The organism is Rhizobium sp. Root1334 (assembly GCF_001426665.1).
In the GTDB taxonomy this organism is placed as follows: domain Bacteria; phylum Pseudomonadota; class Alphaproteobacteria; order Rhizobiales; family Rhizobiaceae; genus Pararhizobium.
This window is the reverse complement of the sequence record NZ_LMEY01000001.1, coordinates 46,530-69,755: the sequence shown is the minus strand read 5'-3', so window position 1 is coordinate 69,755 and position 23,226 is coordinate 46,530. Positions and strand designations below refer to the sequence as shown.

General features: G+C 59.9%; 18 protein-coding genes. 6 read left to right on the top strand and 12 right to left on the bottom strand.

Annotation, left to right across the window (positions count from 1 at the left end; translation table 11 throughout):
* The first annotated feature begins 12 nt into the window (after positions 1–12).
* Both ppx and ASD36_RS00295 read left to right on the top strand, forming a co-directional pair.
* Entirely contained in the window at positions 13–1,533 is a 1,521-nt protein-coding gene (ppx, locus tag ASD36_RS00300; protein WP_060502205.1) for an exopolyphosphatase, read from the top strand.
* A gap of 89 nt (positions 1,534–1,622) precedes the next feature.
* Positions 1,623–2,681: a calcium-binding protein gene (locus tag ASD36_RS00295; RefSeq protein ID WP_060502204.1), complete on the top strand. Its 1,059-nt coding sequence runs from the start codon at positions 1,623–1,625 to the stop codon at positions 2,679–2,681.
* 81 nt (positions 2,682–2,762) lie between these two features.
* On the opposite strand, the gene ASD36_RS00290 is transcribed toward ASD36_RS00295, so the two are convergent.
* The 3 genes from ASD36_RS00290 to ASD36_RS00280 all read right to left on the bottom strand — a co-directional run bounded on the left by ASD36_RS00290 (position 2,763) and on the right by ASD36_RS00280 (position 6,188).
* On the bottom strand, positions 2,763–4,121 hold the full coding sequence (locus tag ASD36_RS00290) for an esterase-like activity of phytase family protein (protein WP_060508663.1): 1,359 nt from the start codon (positions 4,119–4,121) through the stop codon (positions 2,763–2,765).
* Positions 4,122–4,226: 105 nt separating this feature from the next.
* Positions 4,227–5,294, bottom strand: coding sequence for an adenylate/guanylate cyclase domain-containing protein (locus tag ASD36_RS00285; RefSeq protein WP_060502203.1), 1,068 nt, complete (start codon positions 5,292–5,294; stop codon positions 4,227–4,229).
* Between the two features lie 87 nt (positions 5,295–5,381).
* Positions 5,382–6,188 carry an AraC family transcriptional regulator gene (locus ASD36_RS00280; RefSeq protein WP_060502240.1) on the bottom strand — a complete coding sequence of 269 codons (807 nt, stop codon included), beginning with the start codon at positions 6,186–6,188 and terminating at the stop codon, positions 5,382–5,384.
* Positions 6,189–6,288: 100 nt separating this feature from the next.
* Between ASD36_RS00280 and ASD36_RS00275 the strand changes: the two genes are divergently transcribed.
* The gene (locus tag ASD36_RS00275; RefSeq protein ID WP_060502202.1) at positions 6,289–6,696 is read left to right on the top strand and encodes a DUF2000 family protein; all 408 of its coding nucleotides are present in this window, start codon (positions 6,289–6,291) and stop codon (positions 6,694–6,696) included.
* Positions 6,697–6,705: 9 nt separating this feature from the next.
* On the opposite strand, the gene rnd is transcribed toward ASD36_RS00275, so the two are convergent.
* The 4 genes from rnd to ASD36_RS00255 all read right to left on the bottom strand — a co-directional run bounded on the left by rnd (position 6,706) and on the right by ASD36_RS00255 (position 11,769).
* Positions 6,706–7,851 carry a ribonuclease D gene (gene rnd, locus ASD36_RS00270; protein ID WP_060502201.1) on the bottom strand — a complete coding sequence of 382 codons (1,146 nt, stop codon included), beginning with the start codon at positions 7,849–7,851 and terminating at the stop codon, positions 6,706–6,708.
* Positions 7,852–7,937: 86 nt separating this feature from the next.
* The gene (locus tag ASD36_RS00265; protein WP_060502200.1) at positions 7,938–9,341 is read right to left on the bottom strand and encodes a multicopper oxidase family protein; all 1,404 of its coding nucleotides are present in this window, start codon (positions 9,339–9,341) and stop codon (positions 7,938–7,940) included.
* Between the two features lie 95 nt (positions 9,342–9,436).
* Positions 9,437–10,669, bottom strand: coding sequence for an MFS transporter (locus ASD36_RS00260; protein ID WP_037107441.1), 1,233 nt, complete (start codon positions 10,667–10,669; stop codon positions 9,437–9,439).
* Positions 10,670–10,818: 149 nt separating this feature from the next.
* A complete protein-coding gene (locus tag ASD36_RS00255) occupies positions 10,819–11,769 on the bottom strand; it encodes a sensor domain-containing diguanylate cyclase (protein ID WP_060502199.1) in 951 nt (316 codons plus the stop codon).
* A gap of 304 nt (positions 11,770–12,073) precedes the next feature.
* Between ASD36_RS00255 and aspS the strand changes: the two genes are divergently transcribed.
* Positions 12,074–13,867: an aspartate--tRNA ligase gene (gene aspS, locus ASD36_RS00250; RefSeq protein WP_060502198.1), complete on the top strand. Its 1,794-nt coding sequence runs from the start codon at positions 12,074–12,076 to the stop codon at positions 13,865–13,867.
* 60 nt (positions 13,868–13,927) lie between these two features.
* On the opposite strand, the gene ASD36_RS00245 is transcribed toward aspS, so the two are convergent.
* Together ASD36_RS00245 and ASD36_RS00240 are read right to left on the bottom strand one after the other, a co-directional pair.
* The gene (locus ASD36_RS00245; protein WP_060502239.1) at positions 13,928–14,290 is read right to left on the bottom strand and encodes a hypothetical protein; all 363 of its coding nucleotides are present in this window, start codon (positions 14,288–14,290) and stop codon (positions 13,928–13,930) included.
* A gap of 511 nt (positions 14,291–14,801) precedes the next feature.
* On the bottom strand, positions 14,802–15,995 hold the full coding sequence (locus tag ASD36_RS00240; RefSeq protein ID WP_060502197.1) for a hypothetical protein: 1,194 nt from the start codon (positions 15,993–15,995) through the stop codon (positions 14,802–14,804).
* Between the two features lie 409 nt (positions 15,996–16,404).
* On the opposite strand from ASD36_RS00240, the gene parC reads away from it, so the two are divergent.
* The gene (gene parC / locus ASD36_RS00235) at positions 16,405–18,681 is read left to right on the top strand and encodes a DNA topoisomerase IV subunit A (RefSeq protein ID WP_060502196.1); all 2,277 of its coding nucleotides are present in this window, start codon (positions 16,405–16,407) and stop codon (positions 18,679–18,681) included.
* Between the two features lie 289 nt (positions 18,682–18,970).
* Here the strand turns inward: parC and ASD36_RS00230 are convergent, their stop codons facing one another.
* The 3 genes from ASD36_RS00230 to ASD36_RS00220 all read right to left on the bottom strand — a co-directional run bounded on the left by ASD36_RS00230 (position 18,971) and on the right by ASD36_RS00220 (position 21,285).
* Positions 18,971–19,876: a DMT family transporter gene (locus ASD36_RS00230; RefSeq protein WP_060502195.1), complete on the bottom strand. Its 906-nt coding sequence runs from the start codon at positions 19,874–19,876 to the stop codon at positions 18,971–18,973.
* Positions 19,877–19,903: 27 nt separating this feature from the next.
* Positions 19,904–20,650 (bottom strand): arginyltransferase, encoded by a 747-nt coding sequence (locus tag ASD36_RS00225; protein ID WP_060502194.1) that lies wholly within the window; start codon positions 20,648–20,650, stop codon positions 19,904–19,906.
* A gap of 170 nt (positions 20,651–20,820) precedes the next feature.
* Positions 20,821–21,285 (bottom strand): RDD family protein, encoded by a 465-nt coding sequence (locus ASD36_RS00220; protein ID WP_060502193.1) that lies wholly within the window; start codon positions 21,283–21,285, stop codon positions 20,821–20,823.
* A gap of 222 nt (positions 21,286–21,507) precedes the next feature.
* On the opposite strand from ASD36_RS00220, the gene ASD36_RS00215 reads away from it, so the two are divergent.
* Positions 21,508–23,217, top strand: coding sequence for a GGDEF domain-containing protein (locus tag ASD36_RS00215; RefSeq protein WP_060502192.1), 1,710 nt, complete (start codon positions 21,508–21,510; stop codon positions 23,215–23,217).
* Positions 23,218–23,226 lie beyond the last annotated feature (9 nt).

The following is a 23,226-nucleotide window of genomic DNA, read 5'->3' as shown; positions in this document are numbered from 1 at the left end:
AACTGGAATTGCATGGTAGAGTCTGAAGCCCAGGGGCGTTTGCCTGGTATTGCCCCCGTCTCCGTCGTGGACATTGGGTCGAACTCGATTCGATTGGTGATCTATGAGGGGCTGAGCCGGTCTCCGGCCATTCTGTTCAACGAAAAAGTCATGTGCGGTCTCGGCAAGGGCATTGATGCGACCGGCCGGATGGACGCTGAAAGCGTCGAGCGGGCGCTGAAGGCGCTGCATCGGTTTAGGGCATTGTCGACGCAGGCGCGCGCCTCCACGGTTTTCGTGCTGGCGACGGCTGCCGCGCGCGATGCCTCGAATGGTCCTGATTTCATCCGCAGGGCCGAGATTATCCTTGGTCAGAAAGTCCGTGTGTTGACCGGCGAGGAAGAAGCCTATTTCTCCGCCCTCGGCATCATCAGTGGCTATCACGACCCGGACGGCGTTGTCGGCGACTTCGGTGGCGGTTCACTGGAGCTCGTCGATGTCTTCGGCCCCAAGGTCGGCAAGGGCATCACCCTGCCGCTTGGCGGTATCCGTCTGTCGGAGCATGCAGAGGGATCGGTGGTCAAGGCCCGCAGCCACGTGCGCCGCTACGTAAAGGGCGCCCAGGTTCTGCAGAACACCAGCGGCCGTACATTCTACGCGGTTGGCGGTACCTGGCGGGCGATCGCCAAGCTGCATATGGAACTGCGCAATTATCCGCTGCACATGATGCAGGGCTATGAAATCTCCTTTGACGAAGCCATGGCCTTTCTGCCCGAGGTGATTGAGCCGAAGGATATGAAGTCGCCGGCTTATTCGCATATTTCGAAAAGCCGCCGTGTGCTTCTGCCGTTCGGCGCTGTTGCCCTGCAGGAAGTCATCGCCCAGATGAGGCCGTCGGTGATTTCATTTTCGGCGCTTGGTGTTCGCGAAGGTTATCTCTATTCACTTTTGTCCGACACCGTGCGGGCGCACGATCCGCTGCTGGCTGCCGCGCGCGAAATTGCCATCCTGCGGGCCCGCTCGCCTGAACATGCCCGCGAGCTGGCCGACTGGAGCGGCAAGATGGTGCCGCATTTCGGGATCGCTGAGACTGAGGAAGAGGGGCGTTACCGTCAGGCTGCCTGCCTGCTTGCCGATATCAGCTGGCGCGCCCATCCGGATTATCGCGGCCTGCAGGCGATCAACATCATCGCCCACAGCACCTTTTCCGGCATCACCCATGCAGGCCGCGCCTATGTCGCCCTTGCCAATTATTATCGTTTCGAGGGCCTGAACGACGACGGCGCAACCGAGCCGTTGGCCGCGATCGCCACGCCGCGTCTGCTGGAACTCGCCAAGCTTCTCGGTGGCCTTCTGAGGGTGGTCTATCTGCTGTCGGCGTCCATGCCGGGCGTCGTGCGCAATCTCGATATCCGGCCATCCGCTTCGCCAGACCTCGATCTGGAATTCATCGTTCCATCCGCCTACTCGGAATTTGCCGGCGAACGGCTCGATGGCCGCCTGCAGCAACTTGCCAAGCTGACAGGCAAGCGGATTGCATTCCGGTTCGAGTAATATTCGCGTTGTAATTGCAAGCGCCGCCTGTATATTTTCTCCGCTGTGGAGCGGTTTTCCGTTTTTGGAAAGCGTGATGGAGGAAGTTGATGGCGACGTTTAGTTATGCGGACTTCGGCGGTAGCGTCGATATGTTGGCGACGAGTACTGCAGGTCTTTTCGACTATGATTTCTCACAGATTTCCCCCACACACATCAAAGTCTACGATAACGCTTCGTATTACACCTCCTTTATCGGTACGGGCTTCAAAGGTACGTCGAGTTTCGGACGGCTTACCGACATAACGGCTGGAACGCTGACCGGGATCAAGGTCGTGGTCGGCGGCAAGGATGCATTGACGGTCACCGGCCTCAAACTCTCAGCCGCCAAGGTGGCCGATACGATTTTTGCCGGTAATGATGCAGCATTCATCGATCTGGTTCTGTCGGGCAACGATGTGATCAATGGCACGAAATATTCGGATGGTCTCGTCGGCGGCCGCGGCAACGATACGTTGAACGGGAATGGTGGCGACGACAACCTGATGGGTGGTGCCGGTGCCGATAAACTTGTGGGTGGAACGGGCAAGGACACGGCCTATTACTTTGCAGCGGCAAGCGGCGTGACCGCCAATCTCGCGAAGAGTTCTGTCAACACGGGTGAAGCAAGAGGCGATACCTATTCGTCCATCGAGAATCTGGTCGGATCCCGTTTCGCCGACAAGCTCACTGGCGATAGTGGCATCAATGTCCTGGCGGGTGCAGGAGGAAATGATGTTCTCGATGGTGCTGCCGGCAACGACAGAATTTATGGCGATGCAGGCGCGGACAAGCTGACCGGCGGTTCGGGCAAGGACACATTTGTGTTCCGTGTAGCCTCCGACTCGACATTATCGGCCGCTGGCCGTGACACGATCCTTGATTTTTCCGGCGCAGGCGGCGACAGGATCGATCTGTCGGCGATCGACGCCAATAGCAATACTGCCAAGAATGACGCCTTCACCTATATCGGCACTCAAGAATTTCACGGCAAGGCGGGTGAATTGCGCTATGTCAAACAGGGCTCGGAGACCTTCGTCTACGGCGATATCAATGGCGACAAGACGGCAGATTTCGCCATCCGTTTTGACGACGTGCTGACGTTGTCGAAGGGCTATTTTATCCTCTGAGGCAGGTTTGCCCATCTGAGTGAGGCGCGAAAGGCCCCGCAATTGATTTTGCGGGGCCTTCGTCTGTCGCAGATGGTGATTTTACTTGGCGTTCAGGAGTTCACCCACTTCGAGCAGCACGAACTCGTTGTCGTCGGCCTTGTCGAGCAAGCGGCCGGCCGAGAACGGCAGGTTGTTGTCGTTGCCGACGATGATGTGGGTGTCATCGACGCGATCGACGTTCTCGATGGTGACGAACGGCATGTCGTAAAAACCTTCGCCGCCGCCCTGACGCTTCTTGTTGTCGGGATCGGCGATCTTCAGGAGGTCGATATAGCCGATCTTGCGCACGGCCTTGCCGGCGTTTTCGTCGGTCATCTCGATCTTGTAGATGCGCTTGACCTTGGAACCGACGGCAAAGCAATCGGCTGCCGGTGCTTTCGGATCGGCGCAGGCCTTGTCGACGGTACCTGCTCCGTTGTCACGCTCGATCACCAGCGCAGTTGTGTCGTCGAGCATGTTGAAATCGCCGATCGCCTCGCCGCCTTCAGCCAGCGGATAGAGCCAGCTGCGGCCGGTCCAGGCCTTCGACGCGACATCGAGTTCGATGATGCGCAATGCCGGGCGGCCTTCGGCCTGTTCCACGGTTTCAGCGTCGGTCCAGAGCGGACCTTCGAGCAGGCCGTATAGCTTGCTGCCGTCCTTCGACATGGCAAGGCCCTCGTAGCCGCCGGAGCGCTTGACGTTGAGTGCAGGCATCGGCTTGGACGGATCGGCCTGAACGGCGAGCGTCGGGTTGTCGGGTGACATGACGGCCTTGCCGTCAACGGTGGTGGCGATGACGTCGGTCAGCTTGCCGTCGAGGTCGAATTTCAGGATGTAAGGCCCGAATTCTTCGCCAACCCAGAAACCGTCGGCGACCGGCTGGATCGATTCGACGTCGAAATCGGCGCCGGTCAGGTAACGCTTTTCGGCGCCTTCCATGACGATCGGGAAGGGAGCCTTCTTGTCGGGATCGGAAAGAAACAGGGTCTTTACGGCTTCGACCTTGCCGGCATCCCAGTCGATCTTGATGTTGTGCAGCATCAGCATCGCGTCGGAGGAGTTCAGCTTCGAGCCGAAACCGTTGTCGGACATGCTCCAGAAGGTGCCATCAGGCATGGTCTTGATGCCGGAAAAACCCTGCATCGGCTGGCCGTCGAAGGGCAGCGACAGACCGGTGAGGCGCACACCATCCTTGCCGGGAACGGTGCCGAGCGCCTCGGTGCGCTTGCGATCTGCAGTGGTGAACTTGCCCGATGTCTTCAGGTAGTCGGCCGCATCCGCAGGCGCTGCAATGATCGTGTTGGCCGGCAGAATGGCGTGGGCGGCGAGCTTGGCCGGGAAGACGGTGTCTTCGGCAAGAGCGGCCGATGTCGTCAGAAGGTTGAAAGCCACGGAAGCGAAGAGAGCGTTTTTCATCATATCCCCATTGAGCGGTTGGTCGAGGCGTACCGCTTAGCAGGGCATTGATGTCGGCGAATTGACGGCTGGATGAAGCTTTGGTGACGGCTGAGGAACGAGCCGTTACTCCGCTGGAACGCGCAGATCGAACGCGGGCGCCATTTCAAGTTTTTCCTGTTGTCTCAAGGCCATGACGCCCAGTGTTTGACCACGGCCCTTGACGGCGTGATCACCGAGATCCTCGACTTCAATTGTCGCCGGCAGCCGGATCCGCTGGGCGAGTTCGGTTGAAATCAGCACCTGCCGGCCCAGCGACTTGCACAAGGATTCCAGCCGCGCGGTGGTATTCACCGTATCGCCGAAGAAGGTGATCTTGTGATGATCGACGCCGATTTCGGCGGTGATGATAAAGCCGCCGTGCAGGGCGGCGCGCAGCCGCGGGACCTGGCCGAAATTCTTGCGCCAGGTGGCTGCATTGGCTTCGATATCATCGAGGATATCGAAGATGCAGCGAACACAGCGCGCAAATTTGACGCCGCGTTCCAGCGGCCATGTGACGATCGCGGCATCGCCGACATAGTCATCGATCGCGCCCCGGTGACGCCGGACCGGTTCGGCAAACGTGGCAAATAGGGCCTTCAAAAACTCCTGCGCCCGCAGGTCGCCATGCTTCTCGGCAAAGGATGTGGAATCGGCAAGGTCGATGAACAGGAAGACGCGCTCCTCCTTCACCGGCCGGCGGTAGCGGCTGATCAACATGCTGGTGAAAACATCGCGCCCGAGCAGGTCACGGACACGCAGGATGAAGACGATCAGCGCGCAGACGGCCAGCGCATAGAGGAAGACGTGGAACGGCATGACAAGGACGTCTGCCAGTGATCTCGGCTCGATAAATTTCAGCGCCCACATCAACAGAGCTGCTGCAGCATAACCGGCGCTCATCAGTATTTCATAGATCACCAACGCCACGGCGATGTAGGCGATTGTGGGAAGCCGCTCGATCCGCCGGTACAGTGGGCGCAACAAGATCCGCCGCTCGAAGGCAATCATGGGCACGCCCATGAACACGGCGAAGACCGCGCCGATGATCATCGGCTCACCCGGAAAGGCGATCAGGCCGTAAATGACACCGCTCAAAGCCATGCCAAGCGTGATCAGCAACCAGTTCTCTGTCGGGGATATTTCTCTCATGAATCAGCTCCGCTCCCCCGGGCTTGCAGGCATTGTTCCATTTGAGCAGGTCGGGTCAAGCAATTTCGTGTAACGGTTTGTGGCGCTTCATGTCCGGCCGCACAGGCTCGCCCAGCGGCCGGGTGTCATTCCGTGGGTCTTCTTGAAATGCCGGGTGAAATGCGCCTGATCGGCAAAGCCGGTATCGAGCGCGATCTCGACGAGGCTTTTGCCGTTGCCGATCATTGCCCGTGCCCGCTCGAGCCTACGCATCACCAGGTACCGATGCGGGCTGGTGCCAAGGGCCGCGCGGAATTGCCGGGCAAGGGTGAACCGGTCGAGGCCGGTGATGGCCTCGAGCTCATCGGAGTTCACCTGGCGATCGGAATGCGCCTGCAGAAAGTCGCAGGCCCGGCGGATGGCAGTCTGGTCCGCCCGTTTCATCCGCGCCTTGCCGCCACCATCCGAATGCCGCAGCAGGGCGTCGGCAATGCCGGTCAGCATCTCGTCCAGCTGCAGCCCGCCGATGGCACCATCCAGATCGTGCATCACCCCCGCCAGATGGGCAGCAAAGGTGCGGTCGGCGATGACGGGTGAGGGCACGAAGGGCAGGCCGCGCGGCGTGTCGCCGAGCGCCTCTGCCAGCATTTCCGGCGGCAGGTACATCATCCGGTAGCGCAGCCCCTCGTCGGTTCCGGCCCCGCCATCATGCAGTTCGTCGGGGTGGAGCACGATGATGTTGCCAGGCTGGCTGTAGCGGACCATGCCGCGATAGCGGAAGGCCTGCACGCCTTGCAGCGTTAAGCCGAGCGCATAGGTGTCGTGGCGATGCGGTTCGAAGGCGTTGCCATGGAAATGCGCCTCGATTCGCTCGATGCCGCCGGAGACGGGAGCGACCTTTATGCTGTCGGACATCGCCGATGTGCACGAACGTTCAAGATCGCCCTTGCCGGCGCAGGCTAAGGAGGCCCCGGACGTTTCAAGCGTCCTGTTCCCAAGAGTGGAGTTGGCATTCATGTTCGATACCAAATTTGCAATCGTGCTGCGCGAGGACCTGGCCGTCTGGCAAAAGCTGAACGTCACCGCGTTCCTGACCAGTGGCATCATTGCCGAAAAGCCCGGCATTATCGGCGAAGTTTACCGCGATGCCGATGGCAACGTCTATAACCCGCTGAGTATTCAGCCGGTCATCGTGCTCTCCGCCGACGAAAAGACCATGAGCACCATTCATCGCCGGGCGCTGGAGCGCGAAGTGAAAACCTCGCTCTATGTCGAGGAAATGTTTTCGACCGGCCATGATGCGGCAAATCGTGAGGTGTTTTCCCAGTTCGGACCGGACGATGCCAAAGTTGTCGGCATTGCGCTACACGCCGACAAGAAGATCGCCGACAAGATCACCAAGGGGGCAAGGATGCACCCCTGATAAAATTGCTTAAAGCTCGACGGCTTCGATCTTGCGATCGACGAAGCGCAGGGCGACTTCGCCGTTGATCAGCTTCAGCGCGGTGTCGCCGAACAGCTCGCGCCGCCAGCCCTTCAGGGCGCCGACATCGGCCTTCGGGCCTTCCGAGGCGATCCGCTCCAGATCGTCGCTGTTGGCGATGATCTTGGCGGCAACACCTTGCTTTTCGGCGATCAGCTTCAGCAGAACCTTCAGCATTTCACCGGCGGCCTGCGCGCCTTCCGGCGCCTGGTTCTGGCGCGGCAGCTTCGGCATCTCGGCCTTCGGCAGTTCGAGGGCGGCACTGACCGCCTCAAGGATTGCGGTGCCTGCCGCCGACCGTTCCCAGCCCTTGGGGATGGTGCGCAGGCGCGAGAGTGCCTCGACGTCCTTTGGCTGCTGCTGGGCGATCTCGTAGAGGCCGTCGTCCTTGAGGATGCGGCCGCGCGGAACGTTGCGGTTGCGCGCTTCGCGCTCGCGCCAGGCGGCAACCTTCTGCAGGACAGCAAGCTCGATCGGCTTTTTCAACCGCATCTTCAGGCGCTGCCAGGCATCGTCCGGATGGATGTCGTAGGTTTCCTTGGCCTCGAGAATGGCCATTTCCTCTGTCAGCCACAGCGAGCGGCCTTCGCGCTCAAGCTCGGCCTTCAGGTGCAGGTAGACATCGCGCAGATGGGTGACGTCGGCCAGTGCATAGTCGAGCTGCTTTTCCGTCAGCGGCCGGCGGCTCCAGTCGGTAAAGCGCGATGATTTGTCGATATGGACGTTCTTGATCCGGCTGACGAGCTGGTCGTAGGAAACGCTGTCTCCGAAGCCACAGACCATCGCGGCAACCTGCGTGTCGAAGATCGGGTGCGGGATCAACTTGCCGAGATTGTAGATGATTTCGATGTCTTGGCGGGCCGCATGGAACACCTTGACGACATTCGTATTGGCCATCAGTTCGAAGAATGGCGCAAGATCGATATCCTTGGCCATCGGATCGACGATGACGGCAATGTCCGGCCCGGCCATCTGGATCAGGCACAACTGTGGCCAGAAGGTCGTTTCGCGGAGAAATTCCGTATCGATCGTCAGGTATTCCCCGCTGGCCAGCGTTTCGCAGGCGGCGGCAAGTTCGGCGGTTGTCTCGATCATCAAACTTCAATCACTGTGGCGGAAATGCGGCCGTTAAAAACTCACCCGATGTATCCCTTCGCGCCCGGTGCCACAACGAAAAAAGCTCAGACGACGCGGAAATATCCCGACATGCCGGTCTTCTGGTGCTCGATGATATGGCAATGGAGCAGCCAGTCGCCGGGATTGTCGGCGACGAGACCGAGTTCAGCCTGTTCATCCGGCAGAAGCAGGATCGTGTCCGTCGGTGGCGGCAGGATCGTACGCTTGTTGGAATTGAGAATTCGGAAGCTCAGTCCGTGCAGGTGGATCGGGTGTGCATGCGGGGTACGGTTGCGAACCTGCAGCACATAGCTTTTGCCGAGCTTCAGCTCGGAAACCGGTGCGCCCGGATCCGGCGTATCGCCCTGCCACGGCACCTTGTTGATCGCCCAGAATGTATATCCAATGGTGCCGCAAATGCTTGGAACCGGTGCATGTTCAGCCGTTGCGGTGAAATCGAGCGGGATGCGGGTCGCCGTTGACAGATCGGCTTCGGCAATCGGATTGGAGGGCAACGGTTTTACGTCGCGGATATCGCGTTTCAGCGAAGCGCCGGTCGCACGCAGCGTGGCAATCGTGAAGGGGTTGGAGCCACGGAGATTGCCGAGCCTGACCTTAGCGCCTTCGTCGTCCGGCATGCGCACGACGAGTTCAACACGCTGGCCGGGACCGAAATCGAGGAGATCGAGCGGGTAGGGCGCGTCGACCGGATTGCCGTCGAGCGCCATGACCAGGGCTGGCGCACCTTCTGCGGCAAGCGAATAGATGCGCGTTACGTCCGTGTCTGCGATCCGGATACGGACAAGGCCGCCGGCCGGCGCATCGTAGCTCGGCGCCTGCTCCCAGTTGGCGGTACGCACGGTGCCGTAGGTGCCGCCGCGTGCGGCATCGCGCGGCTTGAAGGGTGCGATGAACGCACCGCCGGTGCCGAGCCGCCAGTCGCGTAGGTTGAGCACGATCTCGGCATCGAACACCGGATCGGCCGGATCCTCGACGACGATGACGCCGGTCAGCCCGTGGCCCATCTGTGTCAGCGTGTTGCAATGCGGATGATACCAGAAGGTGCCGGCATCCGGCGGCGTGAAGGCATAGTCGAAGCCGTCGCCGGGATAGACGTAAGGCTGGGTCATCTCCGGTACGCCGTCCATGGCGTTGACGATGCGCAGGCCGTGCCAGTGGACCGTTGTCGGTTCGTCCAGCGCATTCACCAGCCGGGCGGCGAAGGGCTGGCCCTTCTTCATGCGGATCACCGGCGGCATGCCGGTGGACGGCGCTTCGCCTGTTCCGTAGGTCATGATTTTCGGCGTGATGCCGTCGCTGGCAATCTGTGCCTCGGTGAATTGCGCCTTGAGCAGCAACGGTGCCGGGGCGGCAATGCCGTTGCGCGCCGCAAGTCCGCCGCCGACGGCGAATGAGGCAGCGGCCGCAGCCGATCCTTTCAGAAGTGTACGGCGGCTGATAATCGGCATGGACAGGATTCCGGAGATTGAGATGTCCCGGTTTAAACTTGATGAAGGCATTCATCAATTGGCATTTGCGCGCATCTTGCCGCAGCCCGCAGGTTCTATTTCTTGTCGCCGGGCTTTGCCGCCAGCTTGTTGAAGAAAGAGGAGGTGCGCAAGAGATTGCGAAACCGCATGGAGCGCTCGCCGGTTGGCACGGCGCGCCGGGCGGTCATGCGCTGCAGCGTGTAGAGCATGAAGGCCGCCAGCACCGCCGCGGTATAGATGAACAGCGCCTGCGGCCCGAAAATGTCCAGCATGAAAGAGGCAAACAGTGGGCCGATGATGGCGCCGCAGGACCAGAAGAACAGCATGCCGGCCGAGACCAGCGCGTGCTGCCCCTCCGCGGCATGGTCGTTGGCATGGGCCGAACAGAGCGAGTAAAGCGGCATGGCGAAGGCGCCGAAGATGAAGATACCGATGAAGTTCAGCCATTCGTCGCTACCGGCATAAAAGGCAAGAAAAAGCCCGGCCAGCAGCGAGCCGAAGGTGGCGAACAGGATGATCAGTCGCCGGTCCAGCCGGTCGGAATAGAGGCCGAGCGGATATTGCAGCACCACGCCGCCGATGATGCCGACGCTCATGAATGTGGCAATCGCCGTGATCGACAGGCCGATGCCCTCGGCATAGATCGGTCCAAGCGAGCGGAAGGTCGAATTGGTAAGGCCAACGACGATGCAGCCGATCGTGGCAAGCGGCGAGATGTTCCAGAGCGCCTTGATATCGAACTTGATCGCTTCCGGCGCACCGGGGCTGGAGCGGTCGGCAAAGGAGATCGGCACCAGCGACAGGGTGAGCGCCATCGACACGATGGCAAACAGCTGGAAGCCCTCGATCCCGACGGTAGGGATCAGGTATTGGGCCGCTGTCACCGAGCCGAGATCGACCAGGCGGTAGATCGACAATGTGCGGGCGCGGTTGGAATTGGTCACGCGGGCATTCAGCCAGCTTTCGACGGTGGCAAAGAGGCTGGCAAAACAGATGCCGGCAATCAGCCGCATCAGGAACCAGAACCACGGATCGATCAAAAGCACCATGGCCAGTGAAGCGGCCGACGCAATTGCCGCCATGGCTGAAAATGTGCGGATATGGCCGATCGAGCGCAGGATGCGCGTCACATAGATGCAGCCGATAGCAAAACCGATATTATAGCCGGTGCCGACGAGGCCGATCAGCGAGGTCGAAAACCCCTCCTGCAGGGCGCGCAGTGAAATATAGGTCCCCTGAAGCCCGTTGCCGCCGATCAGGATGCCGGCCGTGATGAGGAGGGGGATGAGGGGACGAAGCTGCGACATCGAAGAAAAATCCGGATTTCGGCGGCGACTCGGATGCATTTTGAGCACCGAATACGCTTGTAGCTGCCTCTCTGGGGCGAAGACAGCATGGATTCACCGATTTTCCCTGCCGGATCGGAATTTTGGGAAAACAGAACGAGGCGTTCACATCAGGCAGCTGTCAACCGGTCACGCCCTGCACGTTTTGACTGGTAGAGGCCGTCGTCCGCGCGCTTGAGGAGATCGTCGCAGGTCTTGTCCGCGCGGGAAAATTCGCTGAGACCGCCGCTGATCGTGATGGACAGGTTCAGCGTCCGTGTCAGTTCGGATGAAATGCGCTGGCGCAGACGATCGGCGACCAGATGGCCGTGGTCACGCCGCATCGACGGCATCAGGATGACAAATTCATCGCCGCCGATCCTTGCCGCAAAATCGCTACCCCGCAGAACCTCCTTGCAGGCGTTGGCGATTAGCACGAGGACCTGGTCTCCGGCCGGATGACCGTAGACGTCATTGATATGCTTGAAGTTGTCGACGTCGAACATCAAGGCGGCGGTGGGATGATGGTCCTGCCGGAACAGTTCGAAGCGGCTGTCGAGAACATCCATCAGTTTGCGCCGGTTGAAAAGTCCCGTCAGGGCATCGGTTTCGCTCTGCAGGCGCAACCGGGTCTCGATGGCGTTCTTCTCGGTGATGTTGCTGGCAACCCAGACCACCGCATCCTCTCCGTCGACCGGAAAATCGAGCGCCTGAATGCGTCCTTCAAACCAGATGGGATGGCTTGGTCCGGTGTCCTGCAAGCCTTTCACATCGCTGCCCGCCAGGCTGTATTCGACGATGTGAAGAACCCTGGAATCAAGTGCATGCCGGATTTCCCCGGCGAACCATTCGGCCTTGTCTTCATTGAGAACGTCAAACACCGTCTGTCCGACAAGGGAACTGCCGTCGTGGTAATACCGGTGGTCCGATCCACCGAATAGCGCCGCATAGCGGCCGCTGCGGGTCAGGATGAAGGCGGGGTCCGGTAAGGCGGACAGGATGAACGTGAGTTGCTCGCGGGAGAAAAGCGTGCCGCTTTCCTTCTGTGTGACCAAAGAGAGAAGGCTCGGTGAGGCACTCATGAATCCTGCTTCCAACGCTCGTCGTTCATTGCATTGCCGGGCATCGTGTTTGCGATGCATCGTATCGCTTGAATGTGATGGTAGTCTGAAATTCCTTCGAAACACTCAACGCAGAGCAATTGCCGGCGAGGTTACTACCTGCCGTTCTGACGCCGTTTATGGGGCAAGCAGTTCTTTGCATAGGACAGCTGAGTTGTCCCGGCCTTGACAAATCGGCCCCACCATGCGCTTTTCCGCCCGATTTTGACGCTGCCGCAGCGCGCTTTGGCGTGGCCGCGCGGCCCCTCGGTTCCAGGATATTATCATGCATCGTTACCGCAGCCACACTTGTGCCGCTCTCCGCAAATCCGATGTCGGCCAGACCGTCCGCATCTCCGGCTGGGTCCACCGTGTCCGCGACCATGGCGGCCTGCTGTTTATCGATCTTCGCGATCATTACGGCATGACGCAGATCGTCGTCGATCCCGACTCACCGGCCTTCAAGGCGGCCGAGACGGTGCGCGGTGAGTGGGTTATCCGCATCGACGGCACCGTCAAGGCGCGCTCGGACGAGACCGTCAACAAGCAGATGGCGACCGGCGAGATCGAACTCTACGCACATGAGATCGAAGTGCTCTCCGCTGCCAAGGAATTGCCGCTGCCGGTGTTCGGCGAGCCGGACTATCCGGAAGACATCCGTCTCAAGTACCGCTTCCTCGACTTGCGTCGCGAAACGCTGCACAAGAACATCGTCAAGCGTTCGCAGATCATTTCCGACATGCGCCTGCGCATGAACTCGGCCGGTTTTGCCGAATATTCGACACCGATCCTGACGGCCTCGTCGCCGGAAGGCGCCCGCGACTTCCTGGTGCCGAGCCGTATTCATCCCGGTACGTTCTTCGCGCTGCCGCAGGCGCCGCAGCAGTACAAGCAGCTCCTGATGGTGGCCGGTTTCGACCGCTACTTCCAGATCGCACCGTGCTTCCGCGATGAAGACCCGCGCGCCGATCGCCTGCCGGGCGAATTCTACCAGCTCGACTTGGAAATGAGCTTCGTTACCCAGGAAGATGTCTGGGACACGATGGCGCCGATCATGACCGGCGTGTTCGAGCAGTTTGCCGAAGGCAAGCCGGTTACCAAGGAATGGCCGCGTATTCCGTATGATCAGGCGATCCGCAAATACGGCTCCGACAAGCCGGACCTGCGTAACCCAATCGAGATGCAGGCCGTCACGGAGCATTTCGCCGGTTCCGGCTTCAAGGTATTCGCCGGCATGATCGAACGCGATCCGAAGGTCGAGGTCTGGGCAATCCCGGCCAAGACCGGTGGTTCGCGCGCGTTCTGCGACCGCATGAATGCCTGGGCGCAGTCGACCGGCCAGCCGGGCCTCGGCTATATCTTCTGGCGCAAGGAAGAAGACGGCACGACTGCCGGCTCCGGTCCGCTTGCCAAGAACATCGGCGAGGAACGCACCGAGGCGCTGCGCACGCAGCTCGGCCTCGAAGCGGGCGATGCCTGCTTCTTCGTCGCCGGCGATCCGGCAAAATTCTACAAGTTCGCAGGCGAAGCCCGCACCAAGGCCGGCGAGGACCTGAATCTCGTCGACCGCGACCGGTTCGAACTGTGCTGGATCATCGACTTCCCGTTCTACGAATGGAGCGAGGAAGACAAGAAGGTCGACTTCGCCCACAACCCGTTCTCGATGCCGCAGGGCGGTCTGGAGGCCCTGCAGACGCAGGACCCGCTGACGATCAAGGCCTATCAGTATGACGCAGTCTGCAACGGCTTCGAAATCGCCTCGGGCTCGATCCGTAACCAGTCGCCGGAATTGATGGTCAAGGCATTCGAGCTGGTGGGCTTGAGCCAGACGGACGTTGAAGAGCGTTTCGGCGGTATGTACCGTGCGTTCCAGTATGGTGCGCCTCCGCATGGCGGCTGCGCCTTCGGTATCGACCGTGTGGTCATGCTGCTGCTCGGCGCCAAGAACCTGCGCGAGATCACGCTGTTCCCGATGAACCAGCAAGCGCAGGACCTGCTGATGAACGCACCGGCCCCGGCCATGCCGAAGCAGCTTGCGGAACTGTCGCTGCGCGTCATCCCGCCGCTCAAGAAGGACTGAGCGAAAGCATCTGTCATTATCAAACCCCGGCGGAAACGCCGGGGTTTTTTGTTGCGCTTCTTACCAGGCGTCGGGTTGGCGAACCATGTGAACGACATTGGCGGGATTCATGATCCAGCCGCCCTGGAATTCCTCGCCGAGATCCTCGATCTGATCGCAGCGAATGGCGCCGCCGTCCTCAAGCCGGGCCAGCGCACCGCGATGATCTTGCGCAAACAGTTCAAGCCAGACCTCCGCCTGGGTGAAATTCGGCGCTTCATCGATCCACAGCCGGTTCGGTCCGAGAAGAAAGCCGACTGCCGGCGCCTTTTCCTCGAAAGGTTCCAGCCCGACGACATCGCGATAGAAGGCGATGACCGCATCATATTGGTGCGAGGGAACTTTCATGGCGATGTTCAAGCCACCTTGGATTTTGACTGACATGGAGAGCCACCTTTCCTGGACATTGGGTTTGTTGCACTGCGGCGTGATCATTCGCTCGGAAGGCATGTTCTCCCAGCCGATCCTGCCGCCAAAGAAATTATGTTATAAAAATATAACATGTCAAGCAGCCAGGGCAGAACCGTAATTTTCTGGGCGTTGGCCGACGGCATGCGCCGGCGTTTGCTGGACGCCGTGAAGGGCGTGCGCAGATAAGCGGCTCGCTTTATGGGGCGGGGAGGGAGAGGCGGCGTCGTAAGACGCGCTGTAAGACGCAGGTCTGGTGATTGCCTCCGCGAGGCGCGCAAATATGCGAAGCGGCTGAGTGCGCTTTCCACTTGCCGCTCTGCTGTTTTGGAAGCGGAAGTCAGGGGAGAGCATGCGCAACGTAAGCTTGGCCAGATCCGTGGCCTTGCTCTCGCTTATCCATATTCCGGAATAGTGCGATTCATACAAAAGAGCCCCGGCCATCCCTTGAGATGGCCGGGGCTCTTTGTTGTCTAAACGTCGATCATCAATCGTTCGCGGTGACCTTGACGCCAAGCACGCTCGGGACCGTGTTCGGAGCGCCCATGGCGGCACCTATGATCATCGGGAATGGAACCGGATTGGCCGGTTCGGCCGCAATCGTCAGGCTCTTCGGCGCATCCAGATAAGCGTTGACGGCGCTCGAGACCTGGTTCTGCAGCTCCGGAACGTTGAGCTGCGCCATCATCAATGGCACCATGCCCTTCAGCGACTGCGCCAGCTGATCGCCGGACACGCCCTGCTGCGAACCGATGTAGTCGAGCACGCGCTTGGTGATCGTTGCGTCATCGAAGCGGATCGACGCGCTGTTGAATGTCAGCTGCTGGATGAGGCCCATCATCGACAGGCCCATAGCCTGGTTCGCTTCTTCCTTGTTCGGGTTGGTTTCCACGGCCTTCATGGCTTCCTGAACGGACTTCATGAAGTCCAGGGTATAGCCGGAAACATCAAAGGCGATCGCGAGGCGGCCGACATTGGCGAAGTCGAAGGCATATTCCTCAAGCGAGACATTGCCTGTAGCCACTTCCCAGCTGCCCTTGATCGTCATCTCGCCGGCAAGGGTCTTCAAGCCAAGCTTTTCGATCGCGTCCTTGGACTTGGCATCCTCGACGTCGGACAGGTCAGCCTTGATGCCGGACATCGTGGCGTCGAAATCGAAACCGGCATCGCTTTCCTGCTTCGTCAGGTTGGCTTCCGATTCTTCCATCGAAAATACCTGCTTGCCCTTGGCGGTGACCGTCACCGGACCGGTGCCTGCGGTTTCGTAGAGAACGATATCGTTGATCGTGCCGCCGGTGGGATTGCCGGGAATGCTGAGGCCACCGATGGTGATGTCCTTGGCGGAGATCGCGGTTTCGTCTTCCTTGACGTCGACATCCGGCAGCGTGACGGTTTCGGCATAATAGCCGCCACCTTCGGTTTCCTCGACACCCTCGAGTGTCACCTCGCCGATCTTGAAATCCTTGCCGGGGGCGGCCGTCGATTTGACGCTGACGCCGGTCAGCGTCACGGTCGTGCCGTCCACAGCAACGTTCTCATAAGCGACAGTCGCACCGTTGAGCGCATAGGCTGCGTTCAGCTTGGTGACGAGGTCCGCGCCGTCGAGCGCGAAGGCCGGACCGGAAAGGCCAATAAACGCGGCGCTGGCAAGCATCAGACGGAGGTTGCGGGTAGGCATCATAGAGTGGTTCCTTGTTGTAAAGGTCTAATTTCGAAGGCATTTCTAATACGGATTAAGGCCGAAATATATTCGAATTGCTTCGCTACGTCATGTTTCATGCCGTTGTCTATTTTTGGGATGAAAATAGTTCGAGGGAGCCCCGATTTCCGTAGAAAGACGCACTTTCCGGATGGGTGGGAGGCGCAGAAGGCCCCTCGATTTTGCAAAAACACTCAAAATTAAGCCTGATTGCAGAAACGTTTTGAAAGCCTGAGTCGGCGATTGTCGCGCAGGCCGCCGTCCTGATGTCATTGGAGGCGTTCGCGGTCCCGTATGTTGATGTTACACATGGTGTTGCCGTGCAGGGTTCTCCACAGCGCAATCCCCTGCAATCCTTGCCGTTCAGGGTTTGTTGCGGTAGCAAGAAACCATGGGACAGAGCCTTTTGCCGCCGTCGGGCGGAGACGATCATATTCAGCCGGTTGACCTCAAGGCAGCGCTGGAAGAGCGCTATCTTGCCTATGCGTTGTCGACCATCATGCACCGGGCGCTGCCGGACGTGCGCGACGGCCTGAAACCGGTGCACCGCCGCATCGTTCATGCGATGAGCGAAATGGGGCTGCGCTCCAACTCCTCGTTCAAGAAATGCGCCCGTATCGTCGGCGATGTCATCGGTAAATTCCACCCGCATGGCGACCAGTCGGTCTACGATGCGCTGGTGCGGCTGGCACAGGATTTCTCGCAGCGTTATCCGATCGTCGATGGCCAGGGCAACTTCGGCAACATCGATGGCGATAGCGCGGCTGCCTATCGATACACCGAAGCCCGCATGACCGATGTGGCGAGCCTTCTGCTCGAAGGCATCGACCAGGACGCGGTGGATTTCCGGCCGACCTATAACGAGGAAGATCAGGAACCGGTCGTGATGCCCGGCGCTTTCCCGAACCTTCTGGCAAACGGCGCTTCCGGCATCGCCGTCGGCATGGCGACCTCGATCCCGCCGCACAACGCCCACGAACTCTGCGATGCGGCGCTGCACCTGATCAAGAACCCGGCTGCGACGATCGAGGAGCTGATGCTCGATCCGAACAACCCGGAGCGCGGCGGCATCGAAGGCCCGGATCTTCCGACCGGCGGCATCATCATCGACAGCCGCGAAAGCATCATCGAGGCTTACAAGACTGGCCGCGGCGGTTTTCGCGTTCGCGCCAAATGGGAGGTCGAGGATACCGGCCGTGGCGGCTATCAGATCGTCGTCACCGAAATTCCTTTCCAGGTGCAGAAGTCGCGGCTGATCGAAAAGATCGCCGAACTGCTGCTTGCCCGAAAACTGCCGCTGCTCGAAGACGTGCGCGACGAATCGGCCGAGGACGTGCGCCTCGTTCTGGTGCCGAAGAGCCGCTCGGTCGATCCGACGATCCTGATGGAATCGCTGTTCAAGCTGTCGGAATTGGAAAATCGTATTCCACTCAATATGAACGTGCTCTCCATGGGCCGCGTTCCGAAGGTCATGGCGCTGAACGAGGTTCTGCTCGAATGGCTGGATCATCGCCGTGAAGTTTTGCAGCGCCGCTCGCGCTTCCGGCTGGCCGCCATCGACCGCCGCCTGGAAATCCTTGGCGGTTATCTGGTTGCCTATCTCAATCTCGACGAGGTGATCCGTATCATCCGCGAGGAGGATGAGCCCAAGCCCGCCCTGATGGAGCGCTTCACGCTCACCGATCTGCAGGCCGAATCGATCCTTAACATGCGCCTACGTTCGCTGCGCAAGCTGGAAGAGTTCGAGATCCGCACCGAATTCGATTCCCTGTCGAAGGAGAAGGCGGAAATCGAGGCGCTGCTGGCGTCGGACGAAAAGCAGTGGCAGACGGTTGCCTGGGAAATTGGCGAGGTGAAGAAGAAATTCGCCAAGGCCACCGAAATCGGCCGCCGCCGCACGCTGTTCTCGAATGCCCCGGAAGCCGATCTGGAAGCCATCCAGCAGGCGATGATCGAGAAGGAACCGATCACCGTCGTCATCTCTGAAAAGGGCTGGATCCGCGCGCTGAAGGGGCACATCTCGGATGTCTCGACGCTGCAGTTCAAGGAGGGCGATGGGCTGAAGCTGTCGTTCCCGGCCTCGACCACCGACCGCATCCTTGTCGTCACCACTGGCGGCAAGGCTTACACGCTGGGCGGCGACAAGTTGCCGGGCGGGCGCGGCCATGGCGAACCGCTGCGCATCATCGTCGACATGGAAAACGATCAGGACGTGCTGACCGCCTTCGTTCACGACCCGGCGCGAAAACTGCTGATCTCGTCTGCGGCCGGCAATGGTTTCGTGGTGCTGGAAGGCGATATGGCCGCCAACACCCGCAAGGGCAAGCAGATCATGAACGTCGCCATGCCGGACGAGGCCAAGCTGGTCATTCCGGTCAAGGGCGATCATGTCGCCATCGTCGGCGAAAACCGCAAAATGCTGGTCTTCCCCCTGGTGCAGATCCCGGAAATGGGCCGCGGCAAGGGTGTGCGCCTGCAGCGCTACAAGGATGGCGGCGTTTCCGACATTCGCAGCTTCGCCATCGCCGACGGCTTGACTTGGGCCGACAGCGCCGGCCGCAGCTTTACCAAGACCAAGGACGAACTGGCCGAATGGCTGGGCGACCGTGCCACCGCTGGCAGGGTGGTGCCGAAGGGCTTTCCGCGGAGCGGCAAGTTTACGGGGTGATGGCTTCCGGAGGCGGCAAGTTTGCTTAAAGCAATCCTGTATTTGTCTCCTCCGGCTTTGCTTCCAATTGACTTCCGATGTCAGTCCCGGCTGCCGGAAGAATAATTACGCCGTCGGTGATTGAAGAGAAAGTTTATCGCCTGCTTTCCAATCAAACTTCGCCAGCATTCTCTTAGGGAGGATACCCCCCTCTTCGGCGCCAATCTTTCGTATTTTTGACCTTCATGCCGAGGCTCAAATGTCCGTCGGCAATTATTGCACTACCATAAGTTAAGGGCAATCTTGACTTTCACCCGGTAAACGGAAACTCGTTCGACGCATCCACGGCCGATTTCTTCCGCATTTGCCAGACCGAATGCCCGACCAAGGCCAGAATCAGCACTGCGCCGCCGATCAGGGTCTGCGACGTCGGGACTTCCATGAAGACGATCCAGATCCACAGCGGCGCGAGGATGGTTTCGAGCAGGTAGAACATGCCCACTTCCGGCGCGGACAGATAGCGCGGGCCGGTGGCGAGGCAGAAGAAGGCGAGCGGGATCATGATCAGGCCGTCGAACATGATCCAGCCCGGATGGGCAATGGCAAGGCCTTCCGCTGGCGACAGAAGATAACCGATGATGGCGGGGAAGATGGCGGTTGCCAGCGGCACCAGCCCCATATCCTTACCGCTGGCGCGGCTGACGGTGATAGCGGAGGCGAGCATCAGGGCGGAACAGACCGCCATGGCGTCGCCGAAGAAATTACCGCTCTTCAAGCCATCCTGAACGATCAGCCCGACGCCACAGACCATGACGGCCATCGTCACCAGCGTCGCATTGGACGGGCGTTCTTTCAGGAAGACCCAGGAGAGGATGGCGGCAAACATCGATGTGAAGGCAACGATGAAGACGACATTGGCCGTTGCGGTATTGAAGACGGACAGAAGGAAGGTGAAGGAGCCGAGACCGTAGAACAGACCGGCGAGCAGCCCTGCCTTGCCGGGTACTAGGGCGATCTTGCGGCCGAGGAACTTGTTGAGAACCACCCACGCGACCAGCGCGACGGCGAAAGTGCAGAGGCTGCGGACCGCCAGCAGCGACCAGACTTCGCCATCGGCAGAGCGGATCAGAGGGATGTCGAAGGAGAGGGCAAGGCCGCCAATGCCGGTGATAAGAAGCCCGCGGCGGTGATGGGCGGCATCGATGGGTTCACTCAAGATTTCGTCCTGTCAGGTGGGGGCACTTTACCCTGTATAGCGCTCCCAGCCCTGGGCCATAAGGTGCTCCTGCGGCAGAAACTTTGTTTTATAGTCCATTTTGCGCGATCCCTTGACCCAATAGCCAAGATAGACGTGCGGCAAGCCCCGTTCCTTCACTTTGCGGATGTGATCGAGAATCATGAAGGTGCCGAGCGACCGGTCGGCGAGATCAGGATCGAAATAGGAATAAACCATCGACAGACCATCGCCCATCTTGTCGGTCAGTGCCGCCGAGATCAGCGGTCCCTTCGCCTTGCCGATTGTGTCGCCTTCGACCTTGAGCCGGTATTCGATGATCTTGGTGTTGACGTGGGTATCCTCGACCATCATCGCATAATCCAGCACCGACATGTCTGACATGCCGCCCTTCTGGTGGCGGTGGTCGAGATAGCGGCGAAACAGGCTGTATTGTTCGCTGGAGGGTTCCGCGGGATATTCCGTCGAAACCACGTCGCTGTTCAAAGCCAGGATACGCCGCATCGAGCGGGTGGGGGAGAATTCACCGGCGACAATGCGCACCGAAACACAGGCCCGGCAGCTTTCGCAGGCCGGCCGATAGGCGATATTCTGTGAGCGGCGGAACCCGCCCTGGGTGAGCAGATCGTTGAGTTCCGGGGCCCGTTCACCCACCATGTGGGTAAACACCTTCCGCTCCATCTCCTGCGGCAGATACGGGCAGGTTGCCGGTGCGGTCAGGTAAAATTGTGGAGACGGTGTAGTTTGCGTATTCATATGATGCGGAGATCGCTCTTCTTGGCCGCTTGGATAACATTAGCATGGCGCAAGATTAGAAAAGGTCAATCGCGACTTTTTGAACTGTCGCGTTGCGAGGCAATAAAGCGTGATCTAGCCGGGATAGGCGGGGAAGGGCTAGTTTAGCAACAGCCCTTCCTGCGCAGGAATCAAAATGTCTCGCGCCGGACAGTGACCGTACCGATAAGCAGATCATGCAACAGGCGTCCACGATCGGTGAACAGGCCAACCAGCAGCACCAGCGGCGTCAGAATCGCGTTGGCAATCCAGAAGATCACCAGATGGACGATGGCGGTGAGAAAATCCATCGGCCGCCCGTCAGTGCGGGCGATCGCCAATCCCATCATGCTCATGCCGGGCGAAGCCTGTTTCGGGCCACCCACGGTCATGCCGAAATAGAGCATGGCAAGACCGGCAAACAGGACCGGATAAAGCAGGAATCCAAGGCCGAACGTCAGGATGCCGAGAAAGAACACGACGACAGCGGCGGGAATCCAGAGAAGCCCGACGATCGCATAGTCGATGATGAACGCCATAACGCGACGGCTCAGCACGCCCTGATAGGCCCGCCAGTCGTTGGTGGGGATTCTGAGGTTTTCGTCCTGCACGCTCATGTCTGTGTCTCCAGTTCTTATCTGATATGGGAAGCGGTATCAAAAATGCAAATCCGCCGGGCGGGCAAATCTGTAATGGGGCGGCCTTCAGTCTGCGTTCATATGAGTGTGCTAACGATGATGCGCGCTGCAAATCTGGGAGGCTCATCTTCCTAAAAGACACTGGTTCCCAGCCAGTTTGTTGAATAGCAGCGATATATCCGCAGTTACCGGTTCCTCATCATGCCCCTCAGTCTCCATGCAGATACCAATACCGGCCGTTTCGGCGGTCTCCGGGCCCATCTCTGGTGCATGGCGCTGCTGGCGGTTGTCTGCACCCTGCTGCTGGCCACCTCGACGATATCGGCGTCAATTGATGCGTTCCGCAAGGCCCAGGCCGGCGCGGAAAACATGCGCCAGTTCACGGCGATCTTCGATGCGGCAAATTTCATTTCTGCGGAGAGAGGGCCGGCCAACAGCCTGATGACCGTAGCGGATACGGGCCAGACCGAGGCTCGCCGGAGATGGAGTGATTTCGTCAGGGACACCGACGCCGCGTTGCGTGAACTGGAGCGGCGCGACATACCGGATGCGATGATTGATGACGTCCATGCCCGGCTTGCCGCTGCGCGTGCTCTGATCGGAGCGATCGGGCAACAACCGCGCCATGCCCGGCGTTACGAAGAAATCCACGCGGCAATCGGCGCCATGTTCGTGGCGAGGGATTCCTACCGGAGGATCATCGAGTGGCAGAGTGGAGAAATCCTGAGACGAGATCCAGACCTCTCCGCCATCGTCGTGCAGGGCATCGCGCTCAGCGATCTGCGCGAATATGCTGGGCGTCTGGGCTCCTACCTGATTGCACCGATGGCAGCGGGAACAGGTGTCACGCCACAGGATATCGCTGCAAGCAGCGCTGCGCGCGGTAGGCTGCTTGAAGTCTGGGATCTGGTCGGCCCGCGTTCTGCGTTGCCGGTATCGGACCCGATCCGGCTGAAGCGTCAGGAGGCGGAAGATACCTTCATGCGGGACGGCCTTGCGCTGATCGACGAGCAGATGGCGATCGGCCGCAGGAGCGGTCGTTTCTCTCTTGATGGCGTGAGCCTGACGCAACGCTATGTCGCACTGATGCAGCCGCTTGGCGACATGAGAAACATCTATCTGACCGAGATCGTCAGCCAGTTCGAGGCGGGGGAGCGGGAAGCGCTGTTGACACTTTACCGCAACGGACTGACCACGGCCGTGTTGCTGATGCTTGTGCTCGGTCTCGTTGCAGCAGTTCAGATCTATATCCTGCGGCCTTTGCTTCGAGGTGCACAGGCCGTTGTCGCCCTTGCCGACGAGCGCCCGGCCGGTCTGGTTACGTCGCCGGGCGACGTACAGGAAATTAAAAGGCTCTACGGCGCCATCGGCGTTCTTGCACAGCGGCTCAATGAGCGGACGCTGCTGACGCGGCAGCTCGAAATCCTTGCCACGACCGATGGATTGACCGGTCTTCTCAACCGGCGCGCGCTGGAGGATCAAGTGGCCGCGATGGCGATGGACGGGGCGAAATACCTGATCCTGTTGGATATCGATCATTTCAAATCGATCAACGACCGCTACGGCCATCCCTTTGGCGACATCGTCTTGCGCGCCATCGCCGACCTGATGCGCCATTCTATTGGGCAATCAGGTTATCTGGCCCGCTTCGGTGGGGAAGAGTTTGCGATCCTGCTGGAGAGCGGCTCGCCGCCTGAAGCTGCTTGCAAAGCGCGAAAGCTCAGGATGGCGATCGAGAGGTGCCCGATTGAGGCTCCGGATGGTGAAGTGTTGACGGTGACGGCAAGCTTCGGCGTGGCCGGTGGAGCGCATCTGACATGGAGCGACATTCTCGCCCACGCCGATGCCGCCCTCTACCGAGCCAAGGATGCCGGCCGCAACCGGGTCAGAGCTTCGCGCGCGCCCGTCTGAGCGCGCGGT

Bases quoted from the DNA above. Each gene is read 5' to 3' on its own strand.
- ASD36_RS00225 (WP_060502194.1), bottom strand. From the start codon at position 20,650: ATGAATACGCAAACTACACCGTCTCCACAATTTTACCTGACCGCACCG.
- rnd (WP_060502201.1), bottom strand. From the start codon at position 7,851: ATGATCGAGACAACCGCCGAACTTGCCGCCGCCTGCGAAACGCTGGCC.
- aspS (WP_060502198.1), top strand. From the start codon at position 12,074: ATGCATCGTTACCGCAGCCACACTTGTGCCGCTCTCCGCAAATCCGAT.
- ASD36_RS00295 (WP_060502204.1), top strand. From the start codon at position 1,623: ATGGCGACGTTTAGTTATGCGGACTTCGGCGGTAGCGTCGATATGTTG.
- ASD36_RS00280 (WP_060502240.1), bottom strand. From the start codon at position 6,188: ATGTCCGACAGCATAAAGGTCGCTCCCGTCTCCGGCGGCATCGAGCGA.
- ASD36_RS00275 (WP_060502202.1), top strand. From the start codon at position 6,289: ATGTTCGATACCAAATTTGCAATCGTGCTGCGCGAGGACCTGGCCGTC.
- ASD36_RS00240 (WP_060502197.1), bottom strand. From the start codon at position 15,995: ATGATGCCTACCCGCAACCTCCGTCTGATGCTTGCCAGCGCCGCGTTT.
- ASD36_RS00215 (WP_060502192.1), top strand. From the start codon at position 21,508: ATGCCCCTCAGTCTCCATGCAGATACCAATACCGGCCGTTTCGGCGGT.
- ASD36_RS00260 (WP_037107441.1), bottom strand. From the start codon at position 10,669: ATGTCGCAGCTTCGTCCCCTCATCCCCCTCCTCATCACGGCCGGCATC.
- ASD36_RS00245 (WP_060502239.1), bottom strand. From the start codon at position 14,290: ATGTCAGTCAAAATCCAAGGTGGCTTGAACATCGCCATGAAAGTTCCC.
- ASD36_RS00265 (WP_060502200.1), bottom strand. From the start codon at position 9,341: ATGCCGATTATCAGCCGCCGTACACTTCTGAAAGGATCGGCTGCGGCC.
- parC (WP_060502196.1), top strand. From the start codon at position 16,405: ATGGGACAGAGCCTTTTGCCGCCGTCGGGCGGAGACGATCATATTCAG.
- ASD36_RS00290 (WP_060508663.1), bottom strand. From the start codon at position 4,121: ATGAAAAACGCTCTCTTCGCTTCCGTGGCTTTCAACCTTCTGACGACA.
- ASD36_RS00285 (WP_060502203.1), bottom strand. From the start codon at position 5,294: ATGAGAGAAATATCCCCGACAGAGAACTGGTTGCTGATCACGCTTGGC.
- ppx (WP_060502205.1), top strand. From the start codon at position 13: ATGGTAGAGTCTGAAGCCCAGGGGCGTTTGCCTGGTATTGCCCCCGTC.
- ASD36_RS00220 (WP_060502193.1), bottom strand. From the start codon at position 21,285: ATGAGCGTGCAGGACGAAAACCTCAGAATCCCCACCAACGACTGGCGG.
- ASD36_RS00255 (WP_060502199.1), bottom strand. From the start codon at position 11,769: ATGAGTGCCTCACCGAGCCTTCTCTCTTTGGTCACACAGAAGGAAAGC.